General features: G+C 68.3%; 25 protein-coding genes. 19 read left to right on the top strand and 6 right to left on the bottom strand.

Features of this window, described 5'->3' with window-relative positions:
• The first annotated feature begins 1 nt into the window (after position 1).
• From ACFFGN_RS27375 to ACFFGN_RS27340, 8 genes are all read left to right on the top strand, one after another.
• Positions 2-949: an ABC transporter permease gene (locus tag ACFFGN_RS27375; RefSeq protein WP_380053016.1), complete on the top strand. Its 948-nt coding sequence runs from the start codon at positions 2-4 to the stop codon at positions 947-949.
• The gene (locus tag ACFFGN_RS27370; RefSeq protein ID WP_380053014.1) at positions 946-1761 is read left to right on the top strand and encodes an ABC transporter permease; all 816 of its coding nucleotides are present in this window, start codon (positions 946-948) and stop codon (positions 1759-1761) included. The genes ACFFGN_RS27375 and ACFFGN_RS27370 overlap by 4 nt, the downstream gene beginning before the upstream one ends.
• The gene (locus ACFFGN_RS27365; RefSeq protein WP_380053012.1) at positions 1758-3263 is read left to right on the top strand and encodes an ABC transporter ATP-binding protein; all 1506 of its coding nucleotides are present in this window, start codon (positions 1758-1760) and stop codon (positions 3261-3263) included. Before ACFFGN_RS27370 ends, ACFFGN_RS27365 begins: the two co-directional genes overlap by 4 nt.
• 63 nt (positions 3264-3326) lie before the next feature.
• Complete coding sequence (locus ACFFGN_RS27360; protein WP_380053010.1) at positions 3327-4031, top strand: methyltransferase; 705 nt, start codon at positions 3327-3329, stop codon at positions 4029-4031.
• Positions 4028-5074, top strand: coding sequence for a pyridoxal-phosphate dependent enzyme (locus ACFFGN_RS27355; RefSeq protein WP_380053008.1), 1047 nt, complete (start codon positions 4028-4030; stop codon positions 5072-5074). Before ACFFGN_RS27360 ends, ACFFGN_RS27355 begins: the two co-directional genes overlap by 4 nt.
• 65 nt (positions 5075-5139) lie before the next feature.
• Positions 5140-5907 carry a phytanoyl-CoA dioxygenase family protein gene (locus ACFFGN_RS27350; RefSeq protein ID WP_380053006.1) on the top strand — a complete coding sequence of 256 codons (768 nt, stop codon included), beginning with the start codon at positions 5140-5142 and terminating at the stop codon, positions 5905-5907.
• Positions 5904-6740: a Rossmann-like domain-containing protein gene (locus ACFFGN_RS27345; protein ID WP_380053004.1), complete on the top strand. Its 837-nt coding sequence runs from the start codon at positions 5904-5906 to the stop codon at positions 6738-6740. The genes ACFFGN_RS27350 and ACFFGN_RS27345 overlap by 4 nt, the downstream gene beginning before the upstream one ends.
• Positions 6730-7983 (top strand): MFS transporter, encoded by a 1254-nt coding sequence (locus tag ACFFGN_RS27340; RefSeq protein WP_380053002.1) that lies wholly within the window; start codon positions 6730-6732, stop codon positions 7981-7983. Before ACFFGN_RS27345 ends, ACFFGN_RS27340 begins: the two co-directional genes overlap by 11 nt.
• A gap of 52 nt (positions 7984-8035) precedes the next feature.
• Here ACFFGN_RS27340 and ACFFGN_RS27335 read toward each other — a convergent pair whose 3' ends face one another.
• A complete protein-coding gene (locus tag ACFFGN_RS27335) occupies positions 8036-9259 on the bottom strand; it encodes an RNA polymerase sigma factor (RefSeq protein WP_380053000.1) in 1224 nt (407 codons plus the stop codon).
• Positions 9256-9624: a YciI family protein gene (locus tag ACFFGN_RS27330; RefSeq protein WP_380052998.1), complete on the bottom strand. Its 369-nt coding sequence runs from the start codon at positions 9622-9624 to the stop codon at positions 9256-9258. The genes ACFFGN_RS27335 and ACFFGN_RS27330 overlap by 4 nt, the downstream gene beginning before the upstream one ends.
• 280 nt (positions 9625-9904) lie before the next feature.
• On the opposite strand from ACFFGN_RS27330, the gene ACFFGN_RS27325 reads away from it, so the two are divergent.
• Positions 9905-10600, top strand: coding sequence for a DUF1707 SHOCT-like domain-containing protein (locus ACFFGN_RS27325; RefSeq protein WP_380052996.1), 696 nt, complete (start codon positions 9905-9907; stop codon positions 10598-10600).
• A 218-nt stretch (positions 10601-10818) separates the two neighbouring features.
• On the opposite strand, the gene ACFFGN_RS27320 is transcribed toward ACFFGN_RS27325, so the two are convergent.
• From ACFFGN_RS27320 to ACFFGN_RS27310, 3 genes are all read right to left on the bottom strand, one after another.
• Positions 10819-12279: an SGNH/GDSL hydrolase family protein gene (locus tag ACFFGN_RS27320; protein ID WP_380052994.1), complete on the bottom strand. Its 1461-nt coding sequence runs from the start codon at positions 12277-12279 to the stop codon at positions 10819-10821.
• Positions 12280-12347: 68 nt separating this feature from the next.
• Positions 12348-13595, bottom strand: coding sequence for a family 16 glycosylhydrolase (locus tag ACFFGN_RS27315; RefSeq protein WP_380052992.1), 1248 nt, complete (start codon positions 13593-13595; stop codon positions 12348-12350).
• Positions 13596-14062: 467 nt separating this feature from the next.
• A complete protein-coding gene (locus tag ACFFGN_RS27310; RefSeq protein WP_380052990.1) occupies positions 14063-14719 on the bottom strand; it encodes a type 1 glutamine amidotransferase domain-containing protein in 657 nt (218 codons plus the stop codon).
• Positions 14720-14791: 72 nt separating this feature from the next.
• On the opposite strand from ACFFGN_RS27310, the gene ACFFGN_RS27305 reads away from it, so the two are divergent.
• Both ACFFGN_RS27305 and ACFFGN_RS27300 read left to right on the top strand, forming a co-directional pair.
• The gene (locus ACFFGN_RS27305; protein ID WP_380052988.1) at positions 14792-15667 is read left to right on the top strand and encodes a LysR family transcriptional regulator; all 876 of its coding nucleotides are present in this window, start codon (positions 14792-14794) and stop codon (positions 15665-15667) included.
• A 20-nt stretch (positions 15668-15687) separates the two neighbouring features.
• On the top strand, positions 15688-16221 hold the full coding sequence (locus tag ACFFGN_RS27300) for a hypothetical protein (protein WP_380052986.1): 534 nt from the start codon (positions 15688-15690) through the stop codon (positions 16219-16221).
• Here the strand turns inward: ACFFGN_RS27300 and ACFFGN_RS27295 are convergent.
• A complete protein-coding gene (locus tag ACFFGN_RS27295) occupies positions 16205-17821 on the bottom strand; it encodes a dolichyl-phosphate-mannose--protein mannosyltransferase (protein WP_380053435.1) in 1617 nt (538 codons plus the stop codon). The two genes, ACFFGN_RS27300 and ACFFGN_RS27295, sit on opposite strands and share 17 nt — an antisense overlap.
• Before the next feature lie 225 nt (positions 17822-18046).
• Between ACFFGN_RS27295 and ACFFGN_RS27290 the strand changes: the two genes are divergently transcribed.
• From ACFFGN_RS27290 to ACFFGN_RS27255, 8 genes are all read left to right on the top strand, one after another.
• On the top strand, positions 18047-18271 hold the full coding sequence (locus ACFFGN_RS27290; RefSeq protein WP_380052984.1) for a hypothetical protein: 225 nt from the start codon (positions 18047-18049) through the stop codon (positions 18269-18271).
• Positions 18268-18687 carry a type II toxin-antitoxin system VapC family toxin gene (locus ACFFGN_RS27285; protein ID WP_380052982.1) on the top strand — a complete coding sequence of 140 codons (420 nt, stop codon included), beginning with the start codon at positions 18268-18270 and terminating at the stop codon, positions 18685-18687. Before ACFFGN_RS27290 ends, ACFFGN_RS27285 begins: the two co-directional genes overlap by 4 nt.
• The gene (gene rsmI / locus ACFFGN_RS27280; protein WP_380052980.1) at positions 18684-19562 is read left to right on the top strand and encodes a 16S rRNA (cytidine(1402)-2'-O)-methyltransferase; all 879 of its coding nucleotides are present in this window, start codon (positions 18684-18686) and stop codon (positions 19560-19562) included. Before ACFFGN_RS27285 ends, rsmI begins: the two co-directional genes overlap by 4 nt.
• 33 nt (positions 19563-19595) lie before the next feature.
• Positions 19596-21158, top strand: coding sequence for a methionine--tRNA ligase (metG, locus tag ACFFGN_RS27275; RefSeq protein ID WP_380052978.1), 1563 nt, complete (start codon positions 19596-19598; stop codon positions 21156-21158).
• A 174-nt stretch (positions 21159-21332) separates the two neighbouring features.
• Positions 21333-21926 carry a TIGR03086 family metal-binding protein gene (locus ACFFGN_RS27270; protein ID WP_380052976.1) on the top strand — a complete coding sequence of 198 codons (594 nt, stop codon included), beginning with the start codon at positions 21333-21335 and terminating at the stop codon, positions 21924-21926.
• 99 nt (positions 21927-22025) lie between these two features.
• Positions 22026-22940: a TatD family hydrolase gene (locus ACFFGN_RS27265; RefSeq protein ID WP_380052974.1), complete on the top strand. Its 915-nt coding sequence runs from the start codon at positions 22026-22028 to the stop codon at positions 22938-22940.
• Position 22941: 1 nt separating this feature from the next.
• Entirely contained in the window at positions 22942-23856 is a 915-nt protein-coding gene (locus tag ACFFGN_RS27260) for an ornithine cyclodeaminase family protein (protein ID WP_380052972.1), read from the top strand.
• A complete protein-coding gene (locus ACFFGN_RS27255) occupies positions 23843-24460 on the top strand; it encodes a nitroreductase family protein (RefSeq protein WP_380052970.1) in 618 nt (205 codons plus the stop codon). Before ACFFGN_RS27260 ends, ACFFGN_RS27255 begins: the two co-directional genes overlap by 14 nt.
• Positions 24461-24515: the final 55 nt, after the last annotated feature.

Raw genomic sequence — 24515 nt, 5'->3', positions numbered from 1 at the left:
CATGCGCTCGTATGCGGCTCAACGCGCTTTGCTGGCGGTTGTCCAGCTGGCCGTGCTGTCCGCGCTCGTTTTTGTGCTCACCGCGCTGCTGCCGGGTGATGCCGCGGATATGCGCTTCACCGAGACGCTCACACCCGAGCAGGTGGAGCGCCTGCGCGAGCAGCTCGGGCTGAACCAGCCCGCGCTGGAGCGGTTCTTCGACTGGGCCGGCGGCGTGCTCACGGGAGACCTCGGCACCTCGCTGGCCAGCGGGGGACCGGTGCTCGACATCGTCCGGTCCTCGGTCGGCGCGACGCTGGTACTCACGCTCGCGACCCTGGCCGTCGTACTGCCGCTGGCGGTTGCCCTCGGCATCCTTGCCGGTACGCACGAAGGCGGCCGGATCGACCGCGCGATCAGCTCGGTCACGCTGGCGCTGAGCGCGATCCCGGACTTCGTCATCGCCGTGGTCCTGGTGGCGGTGTTCTCGCTGCGCCTCGGCGTACTGCCCGCGACCTGGGTTGGTTCCACCGGCGCGGACCTGGTGAGCCAGCCGGCCCTGCTGATTCTGCCGGTCGCGGTTCTGCTCGGACGCACGGTCTGTTTGCTGTCCAGGCAGGTCCGCGCGGGCACGGTCAACGCCCTGAACGCCGACTACGTGGTCCAGGCTCGCCGCCTCGGCGTACCGCGCCGGCGGATCCTCCTGCGCCACGTGCTGCCGAACGCGGCGGTTCCGGGCGTGCAAGAGCTGGCCCGGACCGGTGACACCTTGCTCGGCGGGGTTCTGGTGGTCGAGGCGATCTTCGCCATCCCCGGTTTCGCAACGGCCTTGATCTCGGGGGTAGAGGCGCGCGATATCCCTGTGGTGCAAGGGCTGACGCTTGTACTGGCCGTAGCGGCGCTCATCATCAACCTCGGCGCGGACCTGCTCTGCAACCGCCTCGTACCGCGGACCGAGCTGCTGCGATGAGGAACCTCCTACGCCGTACGCCGCTCGCGATCGCCGTCATCCTGGTCGTCGTACCCCTGGCCGTTGCCGCGCTCGGGCCGTTCATCGAACCGAGGTTGGACCTACGCCCCGGAATGCCGTACATGCCAGGCGACGGCCACTTGCTCGGCACGGACGGCCTTGGCCGCGACGTGCTCGGGCTGTTGCTGATCGGAGGCCGGACGGCTCTCGGTATGGCCATCGGCGCGGTCGCGGTGGCTTATCTCGTCGGCGGCACGATCGGCCTGGTCGCGGCATCGGCGCCGCACCGCTGGCTGGACGAACTGCTGATCCGGCCGCTTGACATCCTGCTGCCGTTGCCGTCGTTGCTGGTGATCAGCGTGGTGGCGGTCGGCTGGCGGGCCTCGCCGCTCGCGATCACGCTGGCCGTTGCCGCGGTCAACGTTCCGACCGTGGCCCGGCTGGTCCGCGCCGCGGCGCTGGACGCGGCCAGCAGCCCGGTGGTGGAGGCGCTGCGCATGCAACGCGAGAGCTGGATCGGCATCCATTTGCGGTACGTCGGCCGATCGGTACTCGGACCGGTCGCGGCGGATATCGGTACCCGGATCACGCTGGCCGTCTTCCTCGTTGCCTCGGTCAACTTCCTCGGCCTCGGGCTGAGCCCGACCGCGCCGGACTGGGCCGTGAGCGTGTCCCGAAATCGCGAAGGCCTGCTGCTGCAGCCGTGGGCGGTGCTCGCTCCGGCGCTGCTGCTGGTCGCGTTCACCCTCGGCTTCAACTTGCTCGCCGACCGGCTGGTCGCACGCTCCCGCCAGGTGGTGCTGACACGATGACGGTCAAGGTCCTGGGTTTGACGGCCACCGCTGGTGACGTGGTGCTGGTCGATGACGTCTCGTTCGAGGTCACACCCGGCCGGATTACCGCGTTGGTGGGTGCCTCCGGCAGCGGCAAAACGACCTCTGCCCTGGCCTTGCTCGGGGAGGCCGGGCCAGGCGTCTCGCTGCGTGGATCGGTTGAGGTCGGCGGTGTTCAGGTCGTGGACGCCAATGGCCCGACCGCCGCGGCGGCGAAGGTGCTTGGCCGGGTGGTGGCGTACATGCCGCAGCACCCGGGCAGTGCGTTGAACCCGGCTCGCCGGATCGGCGCTGGCCTGAGCGAACTGGCCCGGTTGCACGCCGGTGATGTGGCCGAGGCGATGCGTGCGGCCCAACTGCCGGGCGACCGACCAGTGCTGAGGCGATTCCCGCACCAGTTCTCTGGGGGCCAAAGGCAACGAATCGCACTGGCCCAGGCGCTGGTGTGCGGCCCGGACGTGCTGGTTCTCGACGAGCCGAGCACGGGCCTCGACTCCGTCACTCGCTGGCAGCTGGTCGGCGAGTTGGCGGAACTGGCCGAGCGTGGCCTCGGGATTCTCCTGCTCAGCCACGACCTCGACCTGGTCCGGGCGCTCGCGGACGAGGTCGTCGTACTTGCCGAGGGCAAGGTGCAACGCAGCGGCACGGCGGCCTCGGTGCTACCTCCACACGCCGCCCTCGATCCGGACTGGGCGCGACCCGCGCTGGAGCCCGTCCTGACCGTGACAGGGTTGAATGCGGCGCTTCGTCGACGAGGCCGATCGCCTGTACTGCAAGGGATCGACCTCGAACTCGCGGGTGGCGACTGCCTCGGCGTCGTCGGCCGATCCGGCAGCGGCAAGACCACGCTGGCCCGCTGTCTCGCCGGACTGCACGAGCGGTACGACGGACGCCTCACGCTGTCAGGCGACGACCTGCCCGTGCTGCGTAAACGTTCGGCCGAGCAGGTTCGACGCGTGCAGTACGTCTGGCAGGAGGTGCGTGGCTCCTTCGACGACCGCCGGCCGATTCTCGAGCAGGTCGCCCGTACGGCGATCCGCCTGCGCGGGTTGTCGCCGGAGAAGGCGCGTGCCGAGGCGGTGGAGCTGCTCGCACAGCTGGGAGTGAACGAGTCGATCGCCCGCCGGACACCAGGGTTGTTGTCCGGCGGTGAGCTGCAACGGTCGGCGTTGGCCCGGGCCTTGCTGGCCGGACCCGACGTACTGATCTGCGACGAGATCACCACCGCGCTCGATGAGGAGGGCACCCGCAAGGTGCTCGACGTACTCGGGCGGCTCAAGGCCGACGGTATGGCCCTGCTGTGGATCAGCCACGACCTCGGCCTTGTTGCCGCCGTGGCCGATCACCTGCTGGTGCTGGCCGATGGCCGGGTCGTCGAACGCGGCGATCCCGCCACCGTACTGGCCGAACCCGCCGATCCAGAGACCCAGCGACTGCTCGCTGCCGCGCGAGTCGGCCGGGAGCCGTTCCGCGCCGCCTGACCCGTTCTCCGTCCTCCGCCCGTGCTGACCGTCCAACCGGTGCCGACACGAGAGGTTTGCCTGATGACCGAACTGAGTATCGATCACCTGCCCGCGACACTGTCCGTCGCGGAGATCCGTGCGGTCAACCCGCCCCGACCCGAGCTGCACACCCACCGCACCTACCAGTGGAACGGCTGGGACTTCGACCTGCCGCCCGGCGTGTTCCAGCCCGGGGAGACCAGCCGGCTGGTGCACGCCCGGCTGCTCGACGGCACCATCGACGTGGCCGGCCGGTCGTACGTCGCGATGGGCGTCGGCCTCGGCGTGGAGGCGGTCATCGCCGGTGAGGTCGGTGCCGCGGAGATCGTTGCCGTCGACATCGATCCGGACAGTGTGGCGGTCGCGGCGGACCATTTTCGCCGCATTCATGGGGATTCCGCCGCGCTGAGGCCGATTGTGTCCGATCTGTTCGACGAGGTGCCGGACGGGCCGTATGACGTGATCACCTTCAACCCGCCGGCCGTGGCGGAACGGGTGTCGGACGACCCGGTTGCCGTTCGCAACGTTTGTGTCGGCGCCGGCATCGCCACCCGCTTCTTCGATCAGATCGTGGCCCGGGATCTGCTGGCGCCCGATGGCGAGATCTACCTGATCGTGTCGAACACGGCCGACCTGCGCGGAATCGCCCGGTACGCCGTACAGGAGGGCTTCCGGCTGGAGGTGGTCCATCACGAGGACTGGCCGGGCGACGATGTCGAGACGTTCCTGTTCCGGGTGACCCGATGAGTCCGGTGCTGTACGACCATTTGGCCGAGGCGATCAAGGATCCCGACGCGATCCGGGTCCGGGACGATCTGATCTGCCTGCGGTTCGAGACGATGAAGGTGTACTCGGCGCTCGGGGCGGTCCGGCATCTGCTGGACACCGGCGTGGTGAGCCCGGGGGACACCCTGATCGACAGCTCCAGTGGCATCTACGCGCACGCCCTCGCGCTGGCCTGTCACCGGTACGGCATGAAGTGTCACATCGTCGGATCGACCACGGTGGACCGGACGCTGCGGATCCAGCTGGAGATTCTCGGCGCGACCGTCGAGCAGGTGCCGTCGTCGAACAACCTGCAGCTGGACCAGAACCTGCGCGTCCGGCGTATCAACGAGATCCTGCGCGCCAATCCGTCCTACCACTGGATGCGGCAGTACCACGATGACATCCACTACCTCGGCTATTCGGCGGTCGCGCGGCTGATCGACGAGCTGGTTCCCACCGGTCCGCTGTGCCTCGTCGGTGGCGTAGGTACAGGGGCATCCACCGGAGCCATCGCGCAGTACCTGCGCAACAGCGGGCGGGACGTGAACCTGGTCGGGGTCCAGCCGTTCGGCAGTGTCACCTTCGGGGCGGAGAAGACCTGCGATCCGGACATGATCATCGCCGGTATCGGCAGCTCGATCGAGTTCCAGAACGTGCGGCACGACCTGTACGACCGGCTGCACTGGGTATCGTTCGAGTACGCGATGTCGGCCGCGGTGGACCTGCTGCGCTCGAGTGGCGTCTTCGCTGGGCTTTCCGCGGGCGCGGCGTACCTGTCGGCGATGTACGAGCACGCGTGCGACTCGTCGCGGCGGCACGTGTTCATCGCGGCGGACACCGGCAACCGCTACGCCGAGTCGGCTTTCGCCCGTCATGCCGAGGCTTTTTCGCTGGACGCGATGCGGCCGCGCGAGATCAGCTCCCTGGAGGAGCTGGCGGTGCCGTGGTCCGCGATGTCCTGGGACCGCCGGGACGCGAGCCGGCTGGCCGACGCGTACGCGGTCGAGGAGGTGCGTTCTTGAGTGTACTAACGCGACCTTGTCGCACTAAGCTGGACCCCGAGACCGACCGGGGATTGGTGTGTGACATGACGGATGAGCAGGGATTTCGCTTGCTGACGGGGCTTTTCGGCCCCGCGGAGGTGGATCGGCTGCGCGCTGTCGCCGAGCTTGTGCACAACGAGGTCGTGGCCGCCTCCGAATCCGGGCAGACCGAGGTGACGATCTGGCCCGATGGGCATCGGCTGGAGAAGGTTCGCGGTACCACCGTGCACTGGGAGCCCGACGCGCCGGGCAAGGCCGTGCGCAGCCTCGCGCCCGTGTCGGGCCTTCACTCCGACCTGGAAGCGCTGTGGACCGAGCCGCGGCTCACGGCGCCGATGGCCTCGATGCTCGGGGTGGACGAAGTCGGGCCGTTCGTCTCGAAGCTGAACTTCAAGCGAGCTGGTGTCGGGTCGGAGTTCGCCTGGCACCAGGACTTCCCGTACTGGTACTGCTGCGCCGGTGACGCCGCTTTCGACGTGGCCACCGCGATCGTGATGCTGGACGACAACACCGCGGCCAACGGCGCCATGCAACTGGTGCCCGGCAGCCACCTGGACGGTCCGGCCCGGCGTGACCCGCTGGACCCGACCGGCCTGCTGGTCGACCCGCTCGCGGTGGACGCCGGCCAGGCCGTGACGGTCACGGCCCCGGCCGGTTCGGTGCTGATGTTCCCGGGGCTGATGGTGCATCGCTCCGCGCCCAACTCGACCGCCCTCGATCGGCGCTCGTTGCTCTACTGCTTCCAGCCTGCCGGACGGGCGGAGCTTTCGACGTTTCCCTACGACGCCGAAAGGCTGGCCCTGCTGCCATGAAAACCGTTGCCGAACTCACCGACGCCGTGTTGTCCGGGAAGTACGGGCCGGATCCGGCCGAACTGCCCGTGATCAGCGTGTTCTGGCTGCACCACACCACCCGCTTGCCGGGTGCGGACGTGACGTATCGCAACTACTACGTGCTGCTGCGGGTCGGCGAGGCGTTCGGCGCCTGCTCGTTCGAGGCCGGCGATCTCGACCCGTCGTACTGCGCCGACGCCTCGGGGGTGCCGCTGGCGACGCTGATCGAGTCGGCCCCGACGCCGGTGCGGATCGCGGCCCTCGACGCGTACCTGGCGTCGGTTGAGCCGCATCACCTTTCGCCCGGCGCCGTCGAGATCGTGCTGCCGGCCGGAACGCCTGACGTCCGGGCAAAGGCCCGGGACGCGGCCGTTGCCGGGCTGCTCGATATCCAGCCCGGTTCGAAGGTCGCCCTGATCGGCGTGGTGAACCCGTTGGTCGACGCGATCACCGCGCGCGGCGCCGAGTGCCTGCCGTGCGATTTCAACTTGGCCGTGACCGCGTCCGGATTGCCGGTTTCCCGCGATATGACGGAGGTTCTGGATCAGGCCGACGCGGTCGTGGCGACCGGAATGACCTTGAGCAACGGCAGTTTCGACGTACTCCTCGATCGTTGCCTGCAGCAAGGAATGCCGCTGGCGGTTTATGCTCAGACCGGCAGCGCGGTGGCGCGCGCCTTCCTTGGCCACGGGGTCGCCGCCCTGTCGGCGGAACCCTTTCCGTTCTCGCAGTTCAGCGCGCGCCCCAGCAGTCTCTACCGCTATTCCGACTCTTCCGCCCAGGATGGAGTGATCCCACACCGTGAGCACTGACCACCTGCAAGGCCGGGCAGCCCCACCGGCCGAGGTTGTGCCACCAGACCTGCGGATGGCCCGCAGGATCTGGCCTTTCCTGCTGGCAGCGGCGGTCAGCCTGCTGCCGTTCACCGTGTTCGGTACCTTTCTGGTGCCGATCGCGGCCGCGACCGGCGGCAGTGTGGCGGAGATCGGCGGGCTGCGGGGGCTCGGCGGACTGGCCGCACTACTGGTCGGCGTGGCCATCGCGCCGCTGCTCGACCGGATCGCCCGCGAGCTCGTCGCGGCGTACGGCCTTGCCCTGCTGGGAATCTCGTCTCTGCTGGGTGCCGTCGGCAACGTCTTCGCGCTGGCCGCGTTCTGCCTGCTGATCGGCGCGGCCACCTCGGTGCTCGGGCCTTCGGTCGGCGCCGCTGCCGCGGACCGGTTCAAGTCCGAGGCGGCGGCCGGGCGGGCCGCGACGTTGGTCACGGCAACCACTTCGATGACGGCGATGCTCGCGGCTCCGGTGGTTGCCCTGCCCGCGCTGATCTGGGGCTGGCGCGGCAACCTGGTTGCCGTCGGCATCATCTCGCTCGCCTTGTCGGGCGCGTTCTTCTACCGTGGCCGCGGCCGGAAGGCGCCGCTCGCCGCGGACAGCGTTCGGGTCGGCTACATCGCGTCCTACCGCGCGCTCGGCCGGATCTCCGGTGCGGTCCCGTTGCTGCTCGTGGCCATGCTGCGAACGGCCGCCTTCATGGGATACCTCGCCTATCTGGCCGCCTTCTACGATGAGCGGTTCGAACTCACGCCTGGCTGGTTCGCGCTGGTGTGGACGTTGAGCGGCGCGTCGTTCTTTGTCGGTAACCTGCTCGCCGGGCGGTACATCGCCATGGACCGGCCCTGGATCGGCCCGGAGCGGATGCTGGTGCTCGCGCTCGGAGTGGCCCTGCTGAGCGTGGTCGCGTTCTACTTCGCGGCCACGTTGCCGCTGGCGTTGTTGCTGACGGCAATGATGGGCGCGAGCCACGCGACCGTGGCGGCGTGTGTGACCACCTTGCTGGTACGGCGAAGCGGTGACCTGCGTGGTTCCGCCCTCGGCGTCAACGCGGCCGGTATGAGCCTCGGCGTCTTCCTCGGCGCTGCCATCGGTGGTCTCGGCTTGGGCCTGGGTGGTTATCCCGGCACGGCCGCCGCCTTCGGCCTCATCACCGCCATCGCCATCGCCGCCGCCCTCCGCGTCCGCTCACCCTTGTCCCTCGCGAAGAGTAACCGCGTCTGAGCGCCTGCGTCGCTCCTTCCTCTGCCCCGAGGGCTTGAACGTTCGCGGCGGTTCAGAGCCGGGTGGCGCGGGCGTTGAGGTGACGTCGTTCGGCCTGGCTGGTGGTCAGCCGCGCGGCCTTGAGGTAATGCTCGCGCGCTTCCTGGATCCGGCCCGCCTGCTCCAGGAAGTGCGCGCGGGCGGTTTCGAGCCGGTGGTGGTTGGCCAGCCGCGGGTCGGTCTCGAGCTCGTCGAGTAGTTCGAGCCCGGCCTGCGGACCGAGTACCCGCGCGACGGCGACGGCCCGGTTGAGCTTGGCCACCGGATTGTCGGAGAACCTCACCAACAGGTCGTACAGCCCGAGGATCTGCCGCCAATCGGTCCGCTCCGGCGAATCCGCCTCGTCGTGCAACGCCGCGATCGCCGCCTGCAACTGGTAGGGCCCCAGCGCCGTACGAGCCATCGCGTCCGTGACCAGCGCGGTGCCTTCGGCGATGTAGGCCTGGTTCCACAACGTACGGTCCTGCTCGTCGAGCGGAACCAGCTCGCCATCCGGACCAGTCCGCGCCGTACGCCTCGCATCGGTCAGCAACAGCAACGCCAGCAGGCCCGCCACCTCCCCGTCGTCCGGCAGTACGGCGGACGCCAGGCGGGTGATGCGAATGGCCTCGTCGGCGAGTTCGGACCGGCCGAGGCTGGTGTATCCCTCGTTGAAGATCAGGTACAGCACTTGCCGCACGGCCGCGAGTCGTTCCGCCCGCTCCGCGACCGGCGGCATCCGGAACGGCAGGCCCGACTTCTTGATCGTTTGCTTGGCCCGGGTGATCCGCTTGCGCAGCGTCTCCTCGGGTACGAGCAGGCCGCGCGCGATCTCCTCGGTAGTGAGACCGCCGACCGCCCGAAGGGTCAGCGCGAGCTGCGATGGCCTCGGCAGGCTTGGGTGGCAGCACAGGAACAGCAGGATCAACGCGTCGTCGTGCACCTCCCGCGGCTCGTCCGCAGCCGGGGCCAGGTAGTGGTCCATCGGCACCTGCAGCGCGACGGTGTCCTCCCGGCGTCGCCTGGCCTCCTGACTGCGGAGCTCGTCCGTCAGCCGCCGCGACGCCACCCGGATCAACCAGGCCAACGGGTCGTCGGGCCGGCCCTCCTGCGGCCATTGCAGGGCCGCCGCGAGCAATGCCTCCTGTACGGCGTCCTCGCACGCGTCGAAGTGGCCGTACCGCCGGACCAGCGCGCCGAGGACCCGCGGCGCGGAGGCGCGCAGCAGGTCCTCGTCGGCCGCCATCGGCTGGGTCATACCTCGCCCGCGTCGCCGTCCATCACCGGGCGGATCTCCACGGTGTCGCCGATCGCGGCCGTGACCCGGGCGCCGATCTCCAGCGCGCGGTCCAGGCTTTCGCAATCGAGAATGGCGAAGCTGACCAGGACCTCCTTGACCTCGGCATACGGCCCGTCGCTGGCCACCGGCCCGGAGTCGGTCTTGCGGATCGTACGAGTGTGGGTCGGGTCGCCCAGGCCCGCGGTCGTCACGAATTCGCCCGACTCGGTCAGTTCCTTGCCGAGCTGCTCGTAGAAGTCGCAGGCCGCCTGAACGTCAGCCGGATCGAAGTCGCCCTTGGCCCAGCTCTCCGCGTTCGTGTAGGCGAGCATGATGAACTTCATTTCGTTCTCCCTGTCCGGTGCCACCCGCGGGCACCCTCTGACCTGGATGTCGGAGCCGCCGGCCACGGTGGGACATCCGCCACCTTCGAACATTCTGCGCTGTCCACCGGTCCGCCGGTGGTGACGCGGCGAACGTCGAGGCCGTCATGCCCCGGCCAGGTCGTGCCCCGGCCAGGTCGTGCCCCGGCCAGGTCGTGCCCCGGCCAGGGTCGTGGGCCGGGGAGGAATCGGGGTTTTCCCGCTTCAGGCGTCGGCCGGTTCAGGGATATCGTTGCGGGTCATGGAGAACCTGCCCGAGCGACAGAACCCGAACGCCCACGTCCGGGCCTCCGACGTGGACCGCGACCAGGTGATCGAGGTCCTGCGGGAATCGCTGATGACGGGCCGGTTGACCCAGGACGAACACGCCGAACGCCTCGAGCAGGTCCTGAACGCGAAGACCCTTGGCGAACTCGAACCCATCACCCATGACCTGGTCGTACCGGGCGCGGGCGTTGGTGTCGGCGCCGGTGCCGGTGCCGGTGCCGCGGCGACCGGGCGGTCCGTCGTACCGATCGAGTCGCCGGCCAACCCCGACGACAACGGCGACTTCGTTGTCGGCATCTTCGGCGGCGGCGAACGCAGCGGCCGTTGGCGGGTCAAACGCAAGACCACCGCCATCTGCGTCTTCGGCGGGTACGACCTGGACATGACCGACGCGGTGTTCGAAGGCCGCGAAGTGGTCGTTCGCGCGTTCGCGATCTTCGGTGGCGTCGACATCACCGTTCCCGACGGCGTCCAGGTCCGCAACCAGGGCGTCGGCATCTTCGGCGGTTTCGGCGGCTGGGGCGGCGGCGGTACCCGCGACATCGACCCCAACGCCCCAACCCTCGTGGTCAAAGGCCTAGCCCTCTTCGGCGGTGTAGGCGGCCAACCCAGCAGCAAACGCCACCGCGACCGCAACCGCACCCACGGCCCCCACCACCCAGGCCACTAACCCCCACCTCCGCCCCCTCCCGCCCCCTCCCGCCCCTCCCGGCGTGTCATCGGACGCTTGTGACGCGGCGTGTCGTCGTTCATCGGACCCTTGTGACCAGGTCCCGGCGTGTCCTTGGACGCTTGTGACCAGGCGTGTCGCCGTTCATTGGACCCTTGTGACCAGGTCCCGGCGTGTCATCGGACCCTTGTGACGGGGCGGGGCGGCGCGCCGTGCTGTCAGGGGCGGAGCATCGCCTCGGTGAGCACCGGTAGGTAGTAGCCGATGCCGGCGATGTTCGGGTGGGTGCCGCTACCGTTGGTACCGGGATAACCGTTCACCAGGCCGTTGAAGGTGTACACCGCCTGGTGGCCGGGGATGCGGGTGTCCAGGGCAGCGTCGTTGAACACGTCCGCGACCGCGACGCCCCACTTGCTGCAGATCTGCAGCGTCACCGCGCGGAGCGCCATCTGCGTGTTCCAGTCGCGGGACCCGAGCTTGTGGACGGCGACGTAAACGATCCGCGCGGTCGGCCACTTCTTGCGCATGGTGGAGATGACCGTCTCGAGCGACCCGGCGTAGGTCGAGTTGTCGAACCTGGCCGGATCGAAGCTGTCAGTCATCGTGCCGACCGGGTACAGACGGGAGTTGTAGATCGCCTCGGCGTCGTTCGTGCCGCCGTTGAACACCACGTAGCCAGGTGTGGCAGCGGCGGCGTTTCGCACCTGGGTGAGGATCTGGCCGCCTGAATAGCCGGCGGGACCCACAGTCGCGCCGTTCCTGGCGTACTTGGTGAGCGGCGTGAGCTCACGCTCAGCGGTGAAGTCCACGAAGCTGCGCGCGTACTGGTGACCGGCGACGATGCTGTCACCGAAGGCGTACACCGTCTTGCCGCGCAGCCGGCCCTCCGCCGGGTTGGCGGGCACGCTGAGGCGGAAGTTGTCGATGGACTGTACGCCGGTGCCGTAGTAGTTGCAGGCGACAAGCTTCGCGAGGTTCCTGGCGTTGACGCTCGCCGTTCCCGACGCCATCACCCGGGCCGCGGACTCCTTGGTGGCGATCGTGTACTGCACCCGCTGCAGGGTGAAGTCCAGGTGCAGGTTGACCGTGTACCACTTGCTGCGGTCGTAGCTGATCCTGGTCCACGTGGGATTGAGCGAATCGGGCGCGGACGCCGAGTTCGAGACCGGACCCGTGACGCCGTACCGGAGCTCGGTGGTGGTCGCGGCGATCACGAATATGAGGTTGCCCTGGGTGTCACGCAGTTCGACACCGGTCTTGTTGCCGCTCGTGGCGACAGCGGTCTTCCAGTCGAAGCTCAGGTCGAGGGTTCGTTGCCCGGCGACGGCCGCATCGAACGTTTTGACCGAGGTGGTGTAGTTGCTCATTCCCCTGGTGACGTTCAGGACGCCGTTGTTCACCGCGGCTCCGACGGGCAGGCCGAAGTTCGGTGGATTGGTCTGAGCGCTGAACGACTCGTTGATCAGCACACTGTCCGCAGCTTGGGCCATCCAGTCAGCGGCTATCCCGTCAGCGGCTAGCCCGGGGGTGGCGATCCCGGCTGCGGCTATCCCGGGTGAGGCTATGCCGGGGGTGGCGGGGACGACCGCGTGCGTCGTCGCGACGAGGCCCGCCAGAACGGCGACGCTGCAGGCGCGGCGGAATCGGCCCCACCGGAAAAGCCCTCGGTCTGCGTACATGCTGGCTCCTGTTCGAAAAAGCCGGCACTGGCGGGAATGCCAGTGCCGGCGAAGGTCTTACGGTGAGGTCAGCCCTTGCGTTCGAAGGCCCAGACGGTGCTGCTGTCGGTCGATCCGGTGTTCCATTTCACGGCGCCGCCTGAGGTGGCGTACATGTAGTTCCTGCTGGTGTGCGCATTCTCCAGACGGAACCCGCCGGAGGCTGATTCGACCGTCCAGAGCGAATCCGGAATGACATCGCCGGTGTTCCAGATGATGGCGTTGTTCGGGGCTTCGGAGTCGAGGTAAAACCGTCCGGTCCTGGCGTTCTTCAGGGTCCAGGCGCCGGATGAGTGCTTGGTGGCCACCCAGTCCTGGTCGTCGTACGTGCTACCCGCGGCCGCGATGACGACGCCATTGGCATCGGAGTCGAGGTACCGGCCGGTGGCGGCGTTCTTGATCTTGTAGGTGGCGCCGCTGACGAGGGGGTCCGTGGAGGGTGCCTTCTTGTAGGCCCGGAAGTAGTCCACGACGAATTCCTTCGGGCGTTTGTCGTTCGGGTCCAGCGTCCCGGTCCAGCCGGCGTTCTCGTAAAGGCCCAGGTAGAACACGGCCGCGTAATTCAGGGACTGGTTGATCGTGTCCTTCAGGACGTTGTCGACGTACAACTTGAGCTGGGTCGGGGTCCACTCGAGGGCGTAGGTGTGCCACTCCGTGGTCATGTCGAACCCGACCGGGATGCTGCGCGTGGACGTGGTCAGGTTCGGATCCGACCAGCTGAACAGGTTGTAGTTGAAGCGGCTGCGCCCGTGGTTGCCCGCGTGCTCCATGATGTCGACCTCGCCGCGCTGGCTCCAGTTGTCCTGCCGTCCGGTCAGCCAGAACGCGGTGTGGATCCCGTTCTTCACGGAGCTTTTCGCGCGGATCTCGTAGTACCCGTACTGCGGGGCGTACTTGATCACCGTGGGAATCGTGTGATCGAACTGGTCGTTCTTGTGCAGGTCGGTCCGCTGGCCCGTTTGAATGCTGGAGACCTTCATCGGATTGTTGGAGTAGTACGTCGGCTGGTCGTCGTCGATCCGCAGCACCAGAGCGTTGTCGCGAAAGCCGTACCGGGCCCTGGAGCGGTATTCCTGCGTCCGCGATTCCAGGTAGTTCGTGACCCAGAGACTCGAGTCGAGAGCTCCGTTGAACTCGTCGTTCCGGTCGAGCACCCAGCCGGGCTTCTGGAGGGGATTCGCCGGGAAGTCGGCCGTGGTTGCCGCCGTTTTCGCCGGTTCGGCCGCCGCGTGATTGCCGGTCAGCGCTGAGGCGACGACTAGTAAGCCTGCGGACAAGAGCGCAAGTCGTGGGTTCCTCGTGGATGGCTTCTTCACCGGCGCAGACCTCCTGGAGTGATGGCGATCGCGTCATGCGGGCACGGCGAACTCGCTCCGCGGCGGCTGCCTAGCGGGTAACCGCCACGGAGCGAGCGTTCTGGAAGCTGCGGGATTCGCTTCACCCGCGGCCGGTGCCTGCAAGACGATCAGGGTCACGCACAGGTTACGTATTTGTGACATCCAACAGGCATTCGCGAACAAGCTGTCAAGAACCGTCAACACAGAGCTTTGTATTCATTCGTCGGAATCGCCCTCGTGCGTAGGCGGACCTGCGCAGGTCCGCGGCACCGGGAAGGGCTTCCGCCGAATGAATACAAAGACCGTCGCTGTGCCTGGTCACAAGCGTCCGATGAACGGCGACACGCCTGGTTACAAGGGTCCGACGACGCGCCGAAGGGTGGGGGCCGAGGGGCGGGACGGTGGGGTTACTTGAGGAGGGGGAGGGTGGCGGAGGCGGTGCGGTGGGCGGACTGGGGGTTTTGGCCGGTTACGAGGCGGCCGTCGACTACTACCTGCTCGGTGAAGTTGGCGGCCGGGTGGTGCTTGGCGCCCTTGGACTTCAGTGCGTCGGCCAAGAGGAACGGGACCACCTCGGTGAGACCGACTGCGGCCTCTTCCTCGTTGGTGAAGCCGGCCACGTTCTTGCCGTCGACCAGGTACGAACCGTCCGACAGCTTCAACTCGACCAGGGCCGACGGGCCGTGGCAGACGGCCGCTACGACGCCACCGCGCTCGTAGATGTTGGCGGCGAGGCCGGCGAGATCCGCCGCGGCTGGGAAGTCCCACATGGTGCCGTGACCGCCTGCGTAAAAGATCGCGTCGTAGTCGTCGGCCTTCAAGTCCGACGGCTTCGCGGTGTTGTCGAGGTCGAACGCGGCCAGGAAGGCCTGCTGGATCTCGTCGGACTCGTCCAGCCCGTCGGCCGGAGCCTTACCACCGTTCGGCGAGACGAGATCGATCTCGAACCCCGCGTCGGTGAAGACCTTCCACGGCTCGGCGGCCTCGGAAACGTAGAAGCCGGTCTTCTTGCCGGTGTCGCCGAGGTCCGAGTGGTTCGTCAGTGCGATCAGAATGCGTGTCATGTCATCCATCGTGGCCCTCGAACCCATAGAAAACCAATCACACTCTCGCGAGTCTGCCATAGGATTTCTGATGTGCTCTCACTTGATCTCCTACGCAGCTTCCTGGCCGTCCACCGGGCCGGGTCGATCACGGCAGCGGCCGAGGCCCTTGGGGTGTCGCAGCCGACCGTGACGGCACACGTCCGCTCGCTGGAGCAGACCCTGGACCGGCCGTTGTTCGACCGGGTCGCGCGCGGCGTCGTACCGACCGCCGCTGGGCACGAGTTGGCCCGTCGCGTGGCAGGCCCGATCGACGCGTTGCAGGCGTTGGCCCGGGACGAGACCGGCGAGCTGCTGGGGGAGACGGTCCACCTCGGCGGGGCGTCCGACTTCATCTGCCATCAGGCTTTGCCCGCGCTGGCCGGATTGGTTGCCGAAGGCCTGCAGTTGCGGGTGCGGTTCGGCCTGCCGGACGAGATGGCGGACGCGTTGGTGGCGCGGCGGATCGATGTGTGGCTCAGTTCGGTGCGGCCGCGCCGTTCGGGGTTGGCCGTCACGCCGCTGTGCGACGAGACGTTCGCGCTGGTGGCGTCGCCGATCTACCGGGAGGACGTGGTGACGGCGATCAATCCCGACATGCTGCGCGACGTACCGCTGGTGGCTTATGCGGAGGAGGCGCCGATTCTCCGCAGGTACTGGCGAACCGTCTTCGGGGTGCGGCTGTCACGTCCGGTGGATCTGGTGGTGCCGGATCTGCGCGGAGTGCTCGAAGCGGTCCTGGCCGGGGCAGGGGCGAGCGTGTTGCCGATGTACCTGTGCGAGCCGTATCTCGCCGCGGGCCGGTTGCACCTGATGGCCGAGCCCGAGGTGCCGCCGCTCAACACGTTGTACGTCGTGACGCGGGCGGATGCCGGCCCGCGTAGTCCGGTCGGCCAGGTCCGTCTCGAACTCCTGAACGCCTTCGTGTGAACGGGTGGCACGATGACGAGGTGCAGACCTCGCCCGATCAGCCGTTGCTGCCGTACATCGGTGGCCTGGCGTTGTTGATCGCCGTGGTCGGTGGTTTCGAGTTCAGCGAGGCCTTTCCGCAGCAACGGCTGGCCTCGCAGCTCCTGCATTCGGGCGCGCCCGCCACCGCGATGGAGGTCCGCGTGCTGATCGCCGACGGGGAGAAACACCCGCGGCTCCGCCGGGTCAACGTCACGTTCGAGGAACTGAACGGCCGGGTGGTCCGTACCGACCTGATCGGCGCGATCGCCGAACACGGCGACACCCGGCCCGGCTGGCACGAACCAGCCGGCACTTCGCGATACGCCGCTCCCGAGCTGAGCCTGCGGTTCGATCGCGACGAGCCGACCCGGGTGATGGCGACGGCCGACGCGCGGGACCGGGCCGACGCGACCACCCGGTCGTTCATCTCCGGCGGCATGGTCGTCGCCGGGCTCGGCACGATCGGCTACGTACTCCTGGCCCGCCGAGCCGGGCGGCGCCGGAACAACCCCGGGCCTAGATCCAGCTCTTGAACCACATCCGGCTGAGCCAGTCCGGATGCGGCAGTACCTGGTCGGTCAGGATCGGCCACAGGTAGGCGAAGTTCAGCACCACCAGTACGACGAACGCGCCCACCGCCGCGCTGCCGATCAACCTGCGCGGGCTCGACCCCTGCACGCCGTACTCAACCGAACCCGAACCCGAAGCCGAACCCGAAGCCGGAGCAAGACCAGAGTCCGCGAGGTCATCGGGGGACGGACGGCCCGGGCCGAGGATGCGCCCGAGCGCCAGCGCCACCGCCATCACCGTGAACGGGATCATCGTGACCGCGTAGAAGAAGAAGATCGGGCGATCGGTGTACATGAACCACGGCACCCAGCCCGCGACGAACCCGGTCAGGGCCACGCCGAACCGCCAGTCCCGCTGGCCGATCCACAGCACCGCGGCCGCGATCAGCGCGAGCAGGCCGGCCCACCACAGCAGCGGCGTACCGATCGCGGAGATGACCGACAGGCACTTGGTCGGTGCCTTCGCCTCGCAGCCGTGCGTGCCCGGTGCGATGTCGTTGACCGCGTCGAACCCGATCGGACGGGCCAGCACGATCCAGCCGCCCGGGTGCGACGAGTACGGGTGGGTGGCGTTGTTGATGTAGTCGCTGGTGTGGAAGTCCAGCACTTCCTTGTGGTAGTTCAGCAGCGAGCGGAAGTCGTCCGGCACGACCTTCATCACGCCGTTCGCCGGGTGCTTCGAGGCGTAGTCGTGGCCGTACGACTGGTCGTGCAGCAGCCAGCCGGTCCAGCTCGCGGTGTAGGTGATGACCGCGACCAGGACGATGCTGAGGAACGCCGGAATGCCGTCGCGCACGGCCGACCGCCAGAACGCGTTGTGCGCGCCGATGGCCCGACGGGCGCCGACGTCCCACGCGAAGGTCAGCAGCCCGAACACGGCCACGAACCAGATCGCGTTCCACTTCACGCCGAGGGCCAGGCCGAAGCAGACGCCCGCCGCGATCCGCCACGGGCGGAACCACAACGCGCGGCCGAAAGCGCCGGTGCTGGGCGTGCCGTCGAGGGCCTTGGCCAGCCGGGACCGCATCCAGTCGCGATCGCAGATCAGGCAGGCGACGGCACAGACCAGCCAGAACGCGAGGAAGATGTCGAGCAGCGCGACCCGCGACATCACGAAGTGCAGGCCGTCGACCGCGAGCAGCAGGCCGGCCATACAGCCGATCAGCGTCGAGCGGGTCATGCGCCGGACGGCCCGGATCAGCACCAGGATCGTCAGCGTGCCGAACAGCGCGGGCATGAACCGCCAGCCGAACGAGTTCATGCCGAACAGCTGCTCACCGGCCGCGATCATCCACTTGCCGACCTCGGGATGCACGGTCAGGCTCGGGGTGTCCTTGAAGACGTCGAGATTGCCTTTCAGGATCTCCTTGTCGGCGATGCCCTCGGAGCTGTCGATGAACTGCCGGGCATAACCGAACCGCAGCAGCGAGTACGCGTCCTTGGCGTAGTACGTCTCGTCGAAGACGAACTTCGACGGGTTGCCGAGATTCCAGAACCGCAGGATCGCGGCGAAGCAGGTGATCGCGATCGTGGCGATCCAGCCGCCGTCGAAGTCCCGCGGCATCGGCGGGTACAACCTGTGCTTCAGCGGTGGCAACCGCCGCCCGAGCACATCGCGCCCCAGCGTCTCGCGCGGCTCCTCGGCCGGTCCGGGTGCGGGCGCGGAGCCGGCGGTGTCGTCATCGATCACGGCAGTCACGCACGCCATCGTACGGATTCCCCGTGCCGTCGCACCCCCACCCGCGGCCACAACCAGCAGATTCTCCCCACCGGCTCCTACACTTGGCGCATGAGCACGCCACGCGAAGAGCTGCACGCTCTCATCGACGCGCTGCCGGAGTCGGCTGCCGAGGAGCTGCTGACGCGGCTTCGGTTGCGTGCCGTCTGCAGCGAGCGGGACAGCAACGGTAGTTGGCCGCCGCCCTGGTTCGGAGCGGGTCAGGCGAGTAGTCCCGATGTCTCTGAGAGAGCGGACGAGATTCTGCGCGAAGAGTTCGGGCGTCGCCTCGCGTGATCGTCGTCGACACCGGGCCGCTCGTCGCCGCGGCACTCTCCGGGGACAACAACCACAGCCGATGCGTCGAGCTGTTCACCTCGATTCACCTCAACGGTGAGCGGATGGTGATCCCTCCGCTGGTGGTCACTGAGGTCTGCTACCTGCTGGAGCGCGAAGCCGGTGCCAAGGTGGAGAGCGAGTTCGTTCGGTCTCTCGCAGCCGGCGATTTCGTTCTCGCGGAACTGGACCAGCCGACGCTGGCCAGGACCGCTGACCTCATCTCCCAGTATGCGGACCTCCCGCTAGGAGCCGTGGACGCGTCTGTAGTGGCCATCGCCGAGCAGCTCGGCGTCCAGGAGATCGCAACTCTGGACCGGCGGCATTTCTCGGCCGTGCGGCCTCGCCACATCGACGCTTTCACCCTGTTGCCATGAGTAGCGGTGGTGGGCGGTTGGTTTTGGCGGGGACGCCGATTGGGGATTTGGGGGATGCGACGCCGAAGTTGGCGCGGGCGTTGGCCGAGGCGGATGTGGTCGCCGCGGAGGACACGCGACGGTTGCGGCGGCTGACGACCGAGCTGGGGATCACCGTCACCGGGCGGGTGACGAGCTACTTCGAGGGCAATGAGCGCCAGCGCACCGACGAACTGGTCCAGGCGCTGATCGAGGGCCAGACCGTGCTGGTGGTGACCGACGCTGGCATGCCCAGCGTGTCGGACCCGGGGTACCGGCTGGTCGCGGCGGCGATCGAGGCGGGGATTCCGGTGACGGCCGTGCCCGGGCCGTCCGCCGTACTGACCGCGCTGGCGTTGTCCGGGCTGCCGGTGGACCGGTTCTGCTTCGAGGGGTTTCTGCCGCGCAAGGCCGGTGAGCGGGCCCGGCGGCTGGAGGAACTGAAGAAAGAACAGCGCACGATGGTCTTCTTCGAGGCGCCGCACCGGCTCGCGGTGAGCCTGGAGGCGATGGCCGAGGCGTTCGGCCCGGAGCGGCGTACGGCGGTGTGCCGGGAGCTGACGAAGACCTATGAAGAGGTCAAACGCGGCGGCGCGGCCGAGCTGGCGAAGTGGGCCGCGGAGGGTGTTCGCGGCGAGATCACCGTCGTCGTGGCCGGGGTGGATCCGTCCGATCGCGAACTCGGCCCGGCGGAACTGGCCGCGGAGGTGGCCGCCGACGAAGAGGCGGGTACGCCGCGTAAGCAGGCCATCGCGGATGTGGCCAAGCGCCTCGGCGTACCGAAACGCACCGTGTACGACGCCGTCCTGGCCGCCCGCGGCGACCAGAAGCGCACGCCGGGGGAGCCGCAGCGGTAAAAAGCACTACCCGGGCGCACCTAGAATTCGGTTATGTCCGAGAAGGCCTTCTACGTCAGCACCCCGATCTACTACGTCACGGCCCCGCCGCACATCGGCAGCGCCTACACGACCGTGGCCGGGGACGTCCTCACCCGCTGGCACGCGCAACGCGGCGAGCGGAAGTGGTACCTCACCGGTACCGACGAGCACGGCGAGAAGGTGATGCGCAGCGCCCAGGCGCAGGGCATGAGCCCGCAGGAGTGGACCGACAAGCTGGTCGAGGAGTCGTGGAAGCCGGCCTGGGTCGACGTCGACATCGACTACGACGACTTCATCCGGACCACCGAGAAGCGGCACACCGAGCGGGTCCGCGAGTTCTGGCAAACGCTCTACGACAGCGGTGACGTCTACAAGGGTGAGTACGAAGGCCTGTACTGCGTCGGCTGCGAGGAGTTCAAGCTGCCGACCGAGATCAAGGTCGACGAGGACGGCAGCAAGCGCTGCACGATTCACGGTACCGAGCTGGAGATGGTCTCGGAGACGAACTACTTCTTCCGGCTGTCGAAGTACGGCGACAAGCTGCTCGAGCTGTACGAGTCGCAGCCGGACTTCGTCGCGCCGCTGAGCGCGCGCAACGAGGTGATCGCGTTCGTCAAGCAGGGCCTGCAGGACCTGTCGATCACCCGCTCGACCTTCGACTGGGGCATTCCCGTGCCGTGGGACGAGAAGCACGTGCTGTACGTGTGGATCGACGCGTTGCTCAACTACGTGACCGCCGCGGGTTACGGCACCGACCCGGAGCGGTTCGAGGAGCTGTGGCCGGCTGACGTGCACCTCGTCGGCAAGGACATCCTGCGCTTCCACGCGGTGATCTGGCCCGCCATGCTGATGGCCGCCGGTGTCGCCGTACCGAAGCAGGTCTTCGCGCACGGCTGGCTGCTGGTCGGTGGCGAGAAGATGAGCAAGTCCAAGCTCACCGCCATCGCGCCGAAGGAGATCACGGACCACTTCGGCTCCGACGCCTTCCGGTACTACTTCCTGCGCACGATCCAGTTCGGGTCGGACGGCTCGTTCTCCTGGGAGCACCTGAGCGCGGTCTATACCTCCGAGCTGGCGAACGGCCTGGGCAACCTGGCCTCGCGGATCGCGGCCATGGTCGGCAAGTACTTCGACGGCGTACTGCCCGAGCCGGTCGATCACGGCCCGGCCGAGCAGGCGCTGGCGGATCGGCTCGAGGTCGCGGCCCGGGTCGCCGACACCGCGATGGACTCGCTGGCGTTCCACGACGCGCTGGCCGCGATCAACGATCTGGTCGGGGCGGTCAACGGTTACGTCTCCGAGCAGGAGCCGTGGAAGGTCGCCAAGGACCCGGAGCTCAAGGCCCGGCTCGCCACCATTCTGTACACGTCGGCCGAGGTGCTGCGCGCGGTCGCGGTGCTGCACCACCCGACGATGCCGAAGGCCGCCGCCAAGTTGTGGACGCTGCTCGGCGCCGAGGACAAGCTCGGCCCGCTGACCGACCAGCGCATCCAGACCGCCGGCACCTGGGGCCAGCTGCCCGCAGGCGCCGTCCTGGTCAAGGGCGACTCGTTGTTCCCCCGCTTGGCCGACTGAGGGCTCGCCTTCAGCGGTCCGCTTCCGCCCTCCTAGGGTCCTCGCAACCACTGACGTCGGCGGTCGGGGGAGAGCGGATGCAGACCGATGAAGGCACGGCCGCTTGTCGTTTTTGTCCAAGATGGCCCGGGTACCGGTGGCCTACGGTCAAGGGAAATCAACCTTGGAGGAACCATGACCAGCGGAGCCTTGATGCCCGCCGCGGCCGAGCTGACCACCCAGGTGGTCGCCGGTGTGAACCCCGAACAGCTCGACGGGCCAACCCCTTGCCCGGAGTTCGACGTCCGCACCCTGGTGAACCACCTCGGCCAATGGACCGGCGATCGCGCCGAGAAGGCCGCGCGCAAGCAGCAGCCGCCACCCCTGGACGAGTCGTACGACGCGATCGCGGCGCACGGCGGTCTGACCGAATGGGCCAAGGTGTACGACGAGAAGGCGCGCGCCGCCGGTAGGGCCTGGGCCGAGCCCTCCGCTTCCGAAGGGGAGACCGGGCTGTCCGGCGAAGGCAAGATGCCGGCCTCGATGGTCGCGGGCATGGTTTTCGCGGAGTACCTGCTGCACGGGTGGGACCTCGCGGTCGCGACGGGCCAGCCGTTCGAGCCGGAACCGCCGGTCGCCGAGGAACTCCTCAACCAGCTGCAGGCCTTCGCCGAGATGGCTCGCCAGGGTGGCGTCTTCGGACCCAAGGTGGACGTACCACCGACGGCCTCGCCGTTCCACCAGGCCCTCGCCCTCGCGGGCCGTAACCCGCTCTGGCCCCAGGCCTGACCGAAGCCGGCCGTAACCCGCTCTGGCCCCGGGCTTGACCGACGCTGCCGACCTCCAGGCCCGGGCTGGGGTGTCGGTGGGCGGCGATAGGGTGGGGGCATGGGGTTTGACGGTGCGGAGGTGGAGCGGCCGACGCGAGAGCGGGCCGCGATCGGGGAGGATGGGCGGTCCCGCGACCGGACCAGGCCGGCGGTGCCCGATCCATTGCCGATGAGCGTGGTCGACGCGCACTGTCATCTCGATATCGCCGACGGGGAAGACGGCGCGTGGCTCGGTGCCGCCGAGGCGATCAAGCTCGCGAAGTCCGTCGGCGTGACCCGGATCGTGCAGGTCGGGTGCGATCTGCCCGGGGCGGCGTGGGCCGTTGAGGCCGCCGCGACGTACAAGGGTGTGATCGCGGGCGTCGCCCTCCATCCGAACGAGGCCCCCAAGCATGCCGAGGCCGGTGATCTCGCGGAGGCGCTGGCGGAGATCGAGCGGCTGGCGGCCAGTTCCGAGCGGGTGCGGGTGATCGGTGAGACCGGGCTGGACTACTTCCGGACCGGGCCCGAGGGCCGCGCCGCGCAGCACGAGTCGTTCGCCGCGCATATCGAGCTGGCCAAGCGGCTCGACAAGACCCTGATGATTCACGACCGGGACGCGCACGACGACATCCTGCGCATTCTCGATCGCGAGGGCGTGCCGGAGCGCCTCGTCATGCACTGCTTCTCCGGTGATACCGAGTTCGCCCGCGAGTGCGTCAATCGTGGGGCCTACCTGAGCTTCGCCGGCGTGATCACGTTCAAGAACGCGCAGTCGTTGCGCGACGCCCTCGCGGTGACCCCGCTGGATCGTGTGCTGGTCGAGACCGACGCGCCGTACCTGACGCCTTCCCCGCATCGCGGCCAGCCCAACGCGTCGTATCTGATCCCGCACACCGTGCGGAAGATGGCCGGCGTGCTGAACATCTCCGTCGCCGAACTCTGCGCCGCGCTGAACGAGAACGCCGACAAAGTTTTCGGTGGCACCTGGTGACGTGCCCACGATTCTGAGCGATCACGAGATCGCCGCCGGCCTCACCCCGATCCGGGCCGTCGCCTGGATCAGGGAAGCGCTGCTCGACGCGCACCACGGCCGCCTGCACACGCCACCTCGGGTCAGTACGGACCTCGGCGAAGGCAGGCTCGTCTTCACGGCGGGCGCTCTCGAGGGCGAGTGGTTCGGCTACCGCTCGTACGACTCGTTCGGCAAGGACGTCGGCGAGCAGGTGATCGTGGTGCACGAGTGGGCCACGGGCGCCGTCCAGACCATTGCCATCAGCAACGAATTGGGCCCGCGCCGGGTCGGGGCGATCGGCGCTGCCGCCGCCGACGTACTGGCGAATCCGAACGCGATCACGCTCGGCCTGATCGGGACCGGCGTCCAGGCGCTCACCCAGTTGCTGAGCGTCGCCGCCGTGCGGGAGCTGACCGACGTGGCGGTCTACAGCCGTGACCCGGTACGGCGAAAGGCCTTCTGTGCAAGGGTGAACGCGCATGGCGTTCAGGCCCATCCGGTCGAGTCCGCCCGGGCGGCGGTGGTGGATCGCGAATTGGTGCTACTGGCAACAAATAGCCCGGTGCCGGTGATCGACCCGGCCTGGATCGCCGACGGCGCCTTTGTCGCAACGCTCGGGCCCAAGCAGCGCGGGCGAGCCGAGTTCGGGCCGGAGCTGATCGCCCGGGCGGATCTGGCCGTCACGGATTCGGTGGCGCAGACGCACGCCTACGATCCGCCGTACATCCTCCTGGATTCGCCCGAACACGAACGACTCGTCAGCCTCGGCGCGATCCTCGCGGGGGAGCGGCTGGGCCGGACGGATCCGAACCAGGTCGTGGTTTTCTGCTCGGTCGGCCTTGCCGGTACCGAGGCCTATCTACTGAACAGGTTGGTGCGCGATGGAGTTCAGTGAGGTTGTTCGCCGCCGCCGGATGGTGCGCGACTACGACCCGGACCGGCCGGTGCCGCCCGAGATCCTCGAGCGGATCCTCGCGAACGGGCTGCGCGCGCCGTCGGCCGGGTTCAGCCAGGGCTGGGCGTTCCTCGTGCTGGCGAAGCCCGACACCGAGCGGTACTGGGCTGCCGCCGCGCCCGCGGTCGATCCGAAGTACGCGCAGTGGATCGAGGGGCTGCGCCGGGCGCCGGTGCTGGTTCTGGCCTTCGCGCACAAGGACACCTATCTCGATCGCTACGCCGAGCCGGACAAGGGTGTGACCGATCGGGACGAGAGCCGCTGGAGCGCGCCGTACTGGTACATCGACACCGGGATGGCGGCGCTGCTGATGCTGCAGACGGTGGTGGACGAAGGCCTCGGCGCGTGCTTCTTCGGGGTTCCGGCCGATCGGATTTCCCCGGTTCGCCGCGAATTCGGCGTACCCGAGGCGTATGACCCGGTGGGCGTGATCTCGATCGGCTACCGCGCGCCGGACCGGCCGTCGCCTTCGCTGAAGCGAGGCCGCCGCACGACCGCGGAGGTGGTCCACCGCGGGCAGTGGGGCCGGTTTGATATCACTTAACGCGACCGAGCCGTTACTGTAATTTGGTCGATTCGGCGAGTGGTTTGGCGTTTCG

Origin of the sequence: Kribbella deserti, assembly GCF_042434725.1 — a bacterium.
Lineage (GTDB): Bacteria > Actinomycetota > Actinomycetes > Propionibacteriales > Kribbellaceae > Kribbella > Kribbella deserti.
Note: the sequence above shows the minus strand (reverse complement) of the source record. Positions and strands in the feature narration are given on the sequence as shown.

What these genes read in the sequence shown, in the direction of transcription:
- ACFFGN_RS27330 (WP_380052998.1), bottom strand. Translation starts at nt 9,624, where the DNA reads ATGAAGTTCATCATGCTCGCCTACACGAACGCGGAGAGCTGGGCCAAG.
- metG (WP_380052978.1), top strand. Translation starts at nt 19,596, where the DNA reads ATGTCCGAGAAGGCCTTCTACGTCAGCACCCCGATCTACTACGTCACG.
- ACFFGN_RS27350 (WP_380053006.1), top strand. Translation starts at nt 5,140, where the DNA reads ATGACGGATGAGCAGGGATTTCGCTTGCTGACGGGGCTTTTCGGCCCC.
- ACFFGN_RS27290 (WP_380052984.1), top strand. Translation starts at nt 18,047, where the DNA reads ATGAGCACGCCACGCGAAGAGCTGCACGCTCTCATCGACGCGCTGCCG.
- ACFFGN_RS27265 (WP_380052974.1), top strand. Translation starts at nt 22,026, where the DNA reads ATGGGGTTTGACGGTGCGGAGGTGGAGCGGCCGACGCGAGAGCGGGCC.
- ACFFGN_RS27375 (WP_380053016.1), top strand. Translation starts at nt 2, where the DNA reads ATGCGCTCGTATGCGGCTCAACGCGCTTTGCTGGCGGTTGTCCAGCTG.
- rsmI (WP_380052980.1), top strand. Translation starts at nt 18,684, where the DNA reads ATGAGTAGCGGTGGTGGGCGGTTGGTTTTGGCGGGGACGCCGATTGGG.
- ACFFGN_RS27355 (WP_380053008.1), top strand. Translation starts at nt 4,028, where the DNA reads ATGAGTCCGGTGCTGTACGACCATTTGGCCGAGGCGATCAAGGATCCC.
- ACFFGN_RS27365 (WP_380053012.1), top strand. Translation starts at nt 1,758, where the DNA reads ATGACGGTCAAGGTCCTGGGTTTGACGGCCACCGCTGGTGACGTGGTG.
- ACFFGN_RS27270 (WP_380052976.1), top strand. Translation starts at nt 21,333, where the DNA reads ATGACCAGCGGAGCCTTGATGCCCGCCGCGGCCGAGCTGACCACCCAG.
- ACFFGN_RS27370 (WP_380053014.1), top strand. Translation starts at nt 946, where the DNA reads ATGAGGAACCTCCTACGCCGTACGCCGCTCGCGATCGCCGTCATCCTG.
- ACFFGN_RS27345 (WP_380053004.1), top strand. Translation starts at nt 5,904, where the DNA reads ATGAAAACCGTTGCCGAACTCACCGACGCCGTGTTGTCCGGGAAGTAC.
- ACFFGN_RS27360 (WP_380053010.1), top strand. Translation starts at nt 3,327, where the DNA reads ATGACCGAACTGAGTATCGATCACCTGCCCGCGACACTGTCCGTCGCG.
- ACFFGN_RS27310 (WP_380052990.1), bottom strand. Translation starts at nt 14,719, where the DNA reads ATGACACGCATTCTGATCGCACTGACGAACCACTCGGACCTCGGCGAC.
- ACFFGN_RS27335 (WP_380053000.1), bottom strand. Translation starts at nt 9,259, where the DNA reads ATGACCCAGCCGATGGCGGCCGACGAGGACCTGCTGCGCGCCTCCGCG.
- ACFFGN_RS27255 (WP_380052970.1), top strand. Translation starts at nt 23,843, where the DNA reads ATGGAGTTCAGTGAGGTTGTTCGCCGCCGCCGGATGGTGCGCGACTAC.
- ACFFGN_RS27320 (WP_380052994.1), bottom strand. Translation starts at nt 12,279, where the DNA reads ATGTACGCAGACCGAGGGCTTTTCCGGTGGGGCCGATTCCGCCGCGCC.
- ACFFGN_RS27325 (WP_380052996.1), top strand. Translation starts at nt 9,905, where the DNA reads ATGGAGAACCTGCCCGAGCGACAGAACCCGAACGCCCACGTCCGGGCC.
- ACFFGN_RS27295 (WP_380053435.1), bottom strand. Translation starts at nt 17,821, where the DNA reads ATGCCGCGGGACTTCGACGGCGGCTGGATCGCCACGATCGCGATCACC.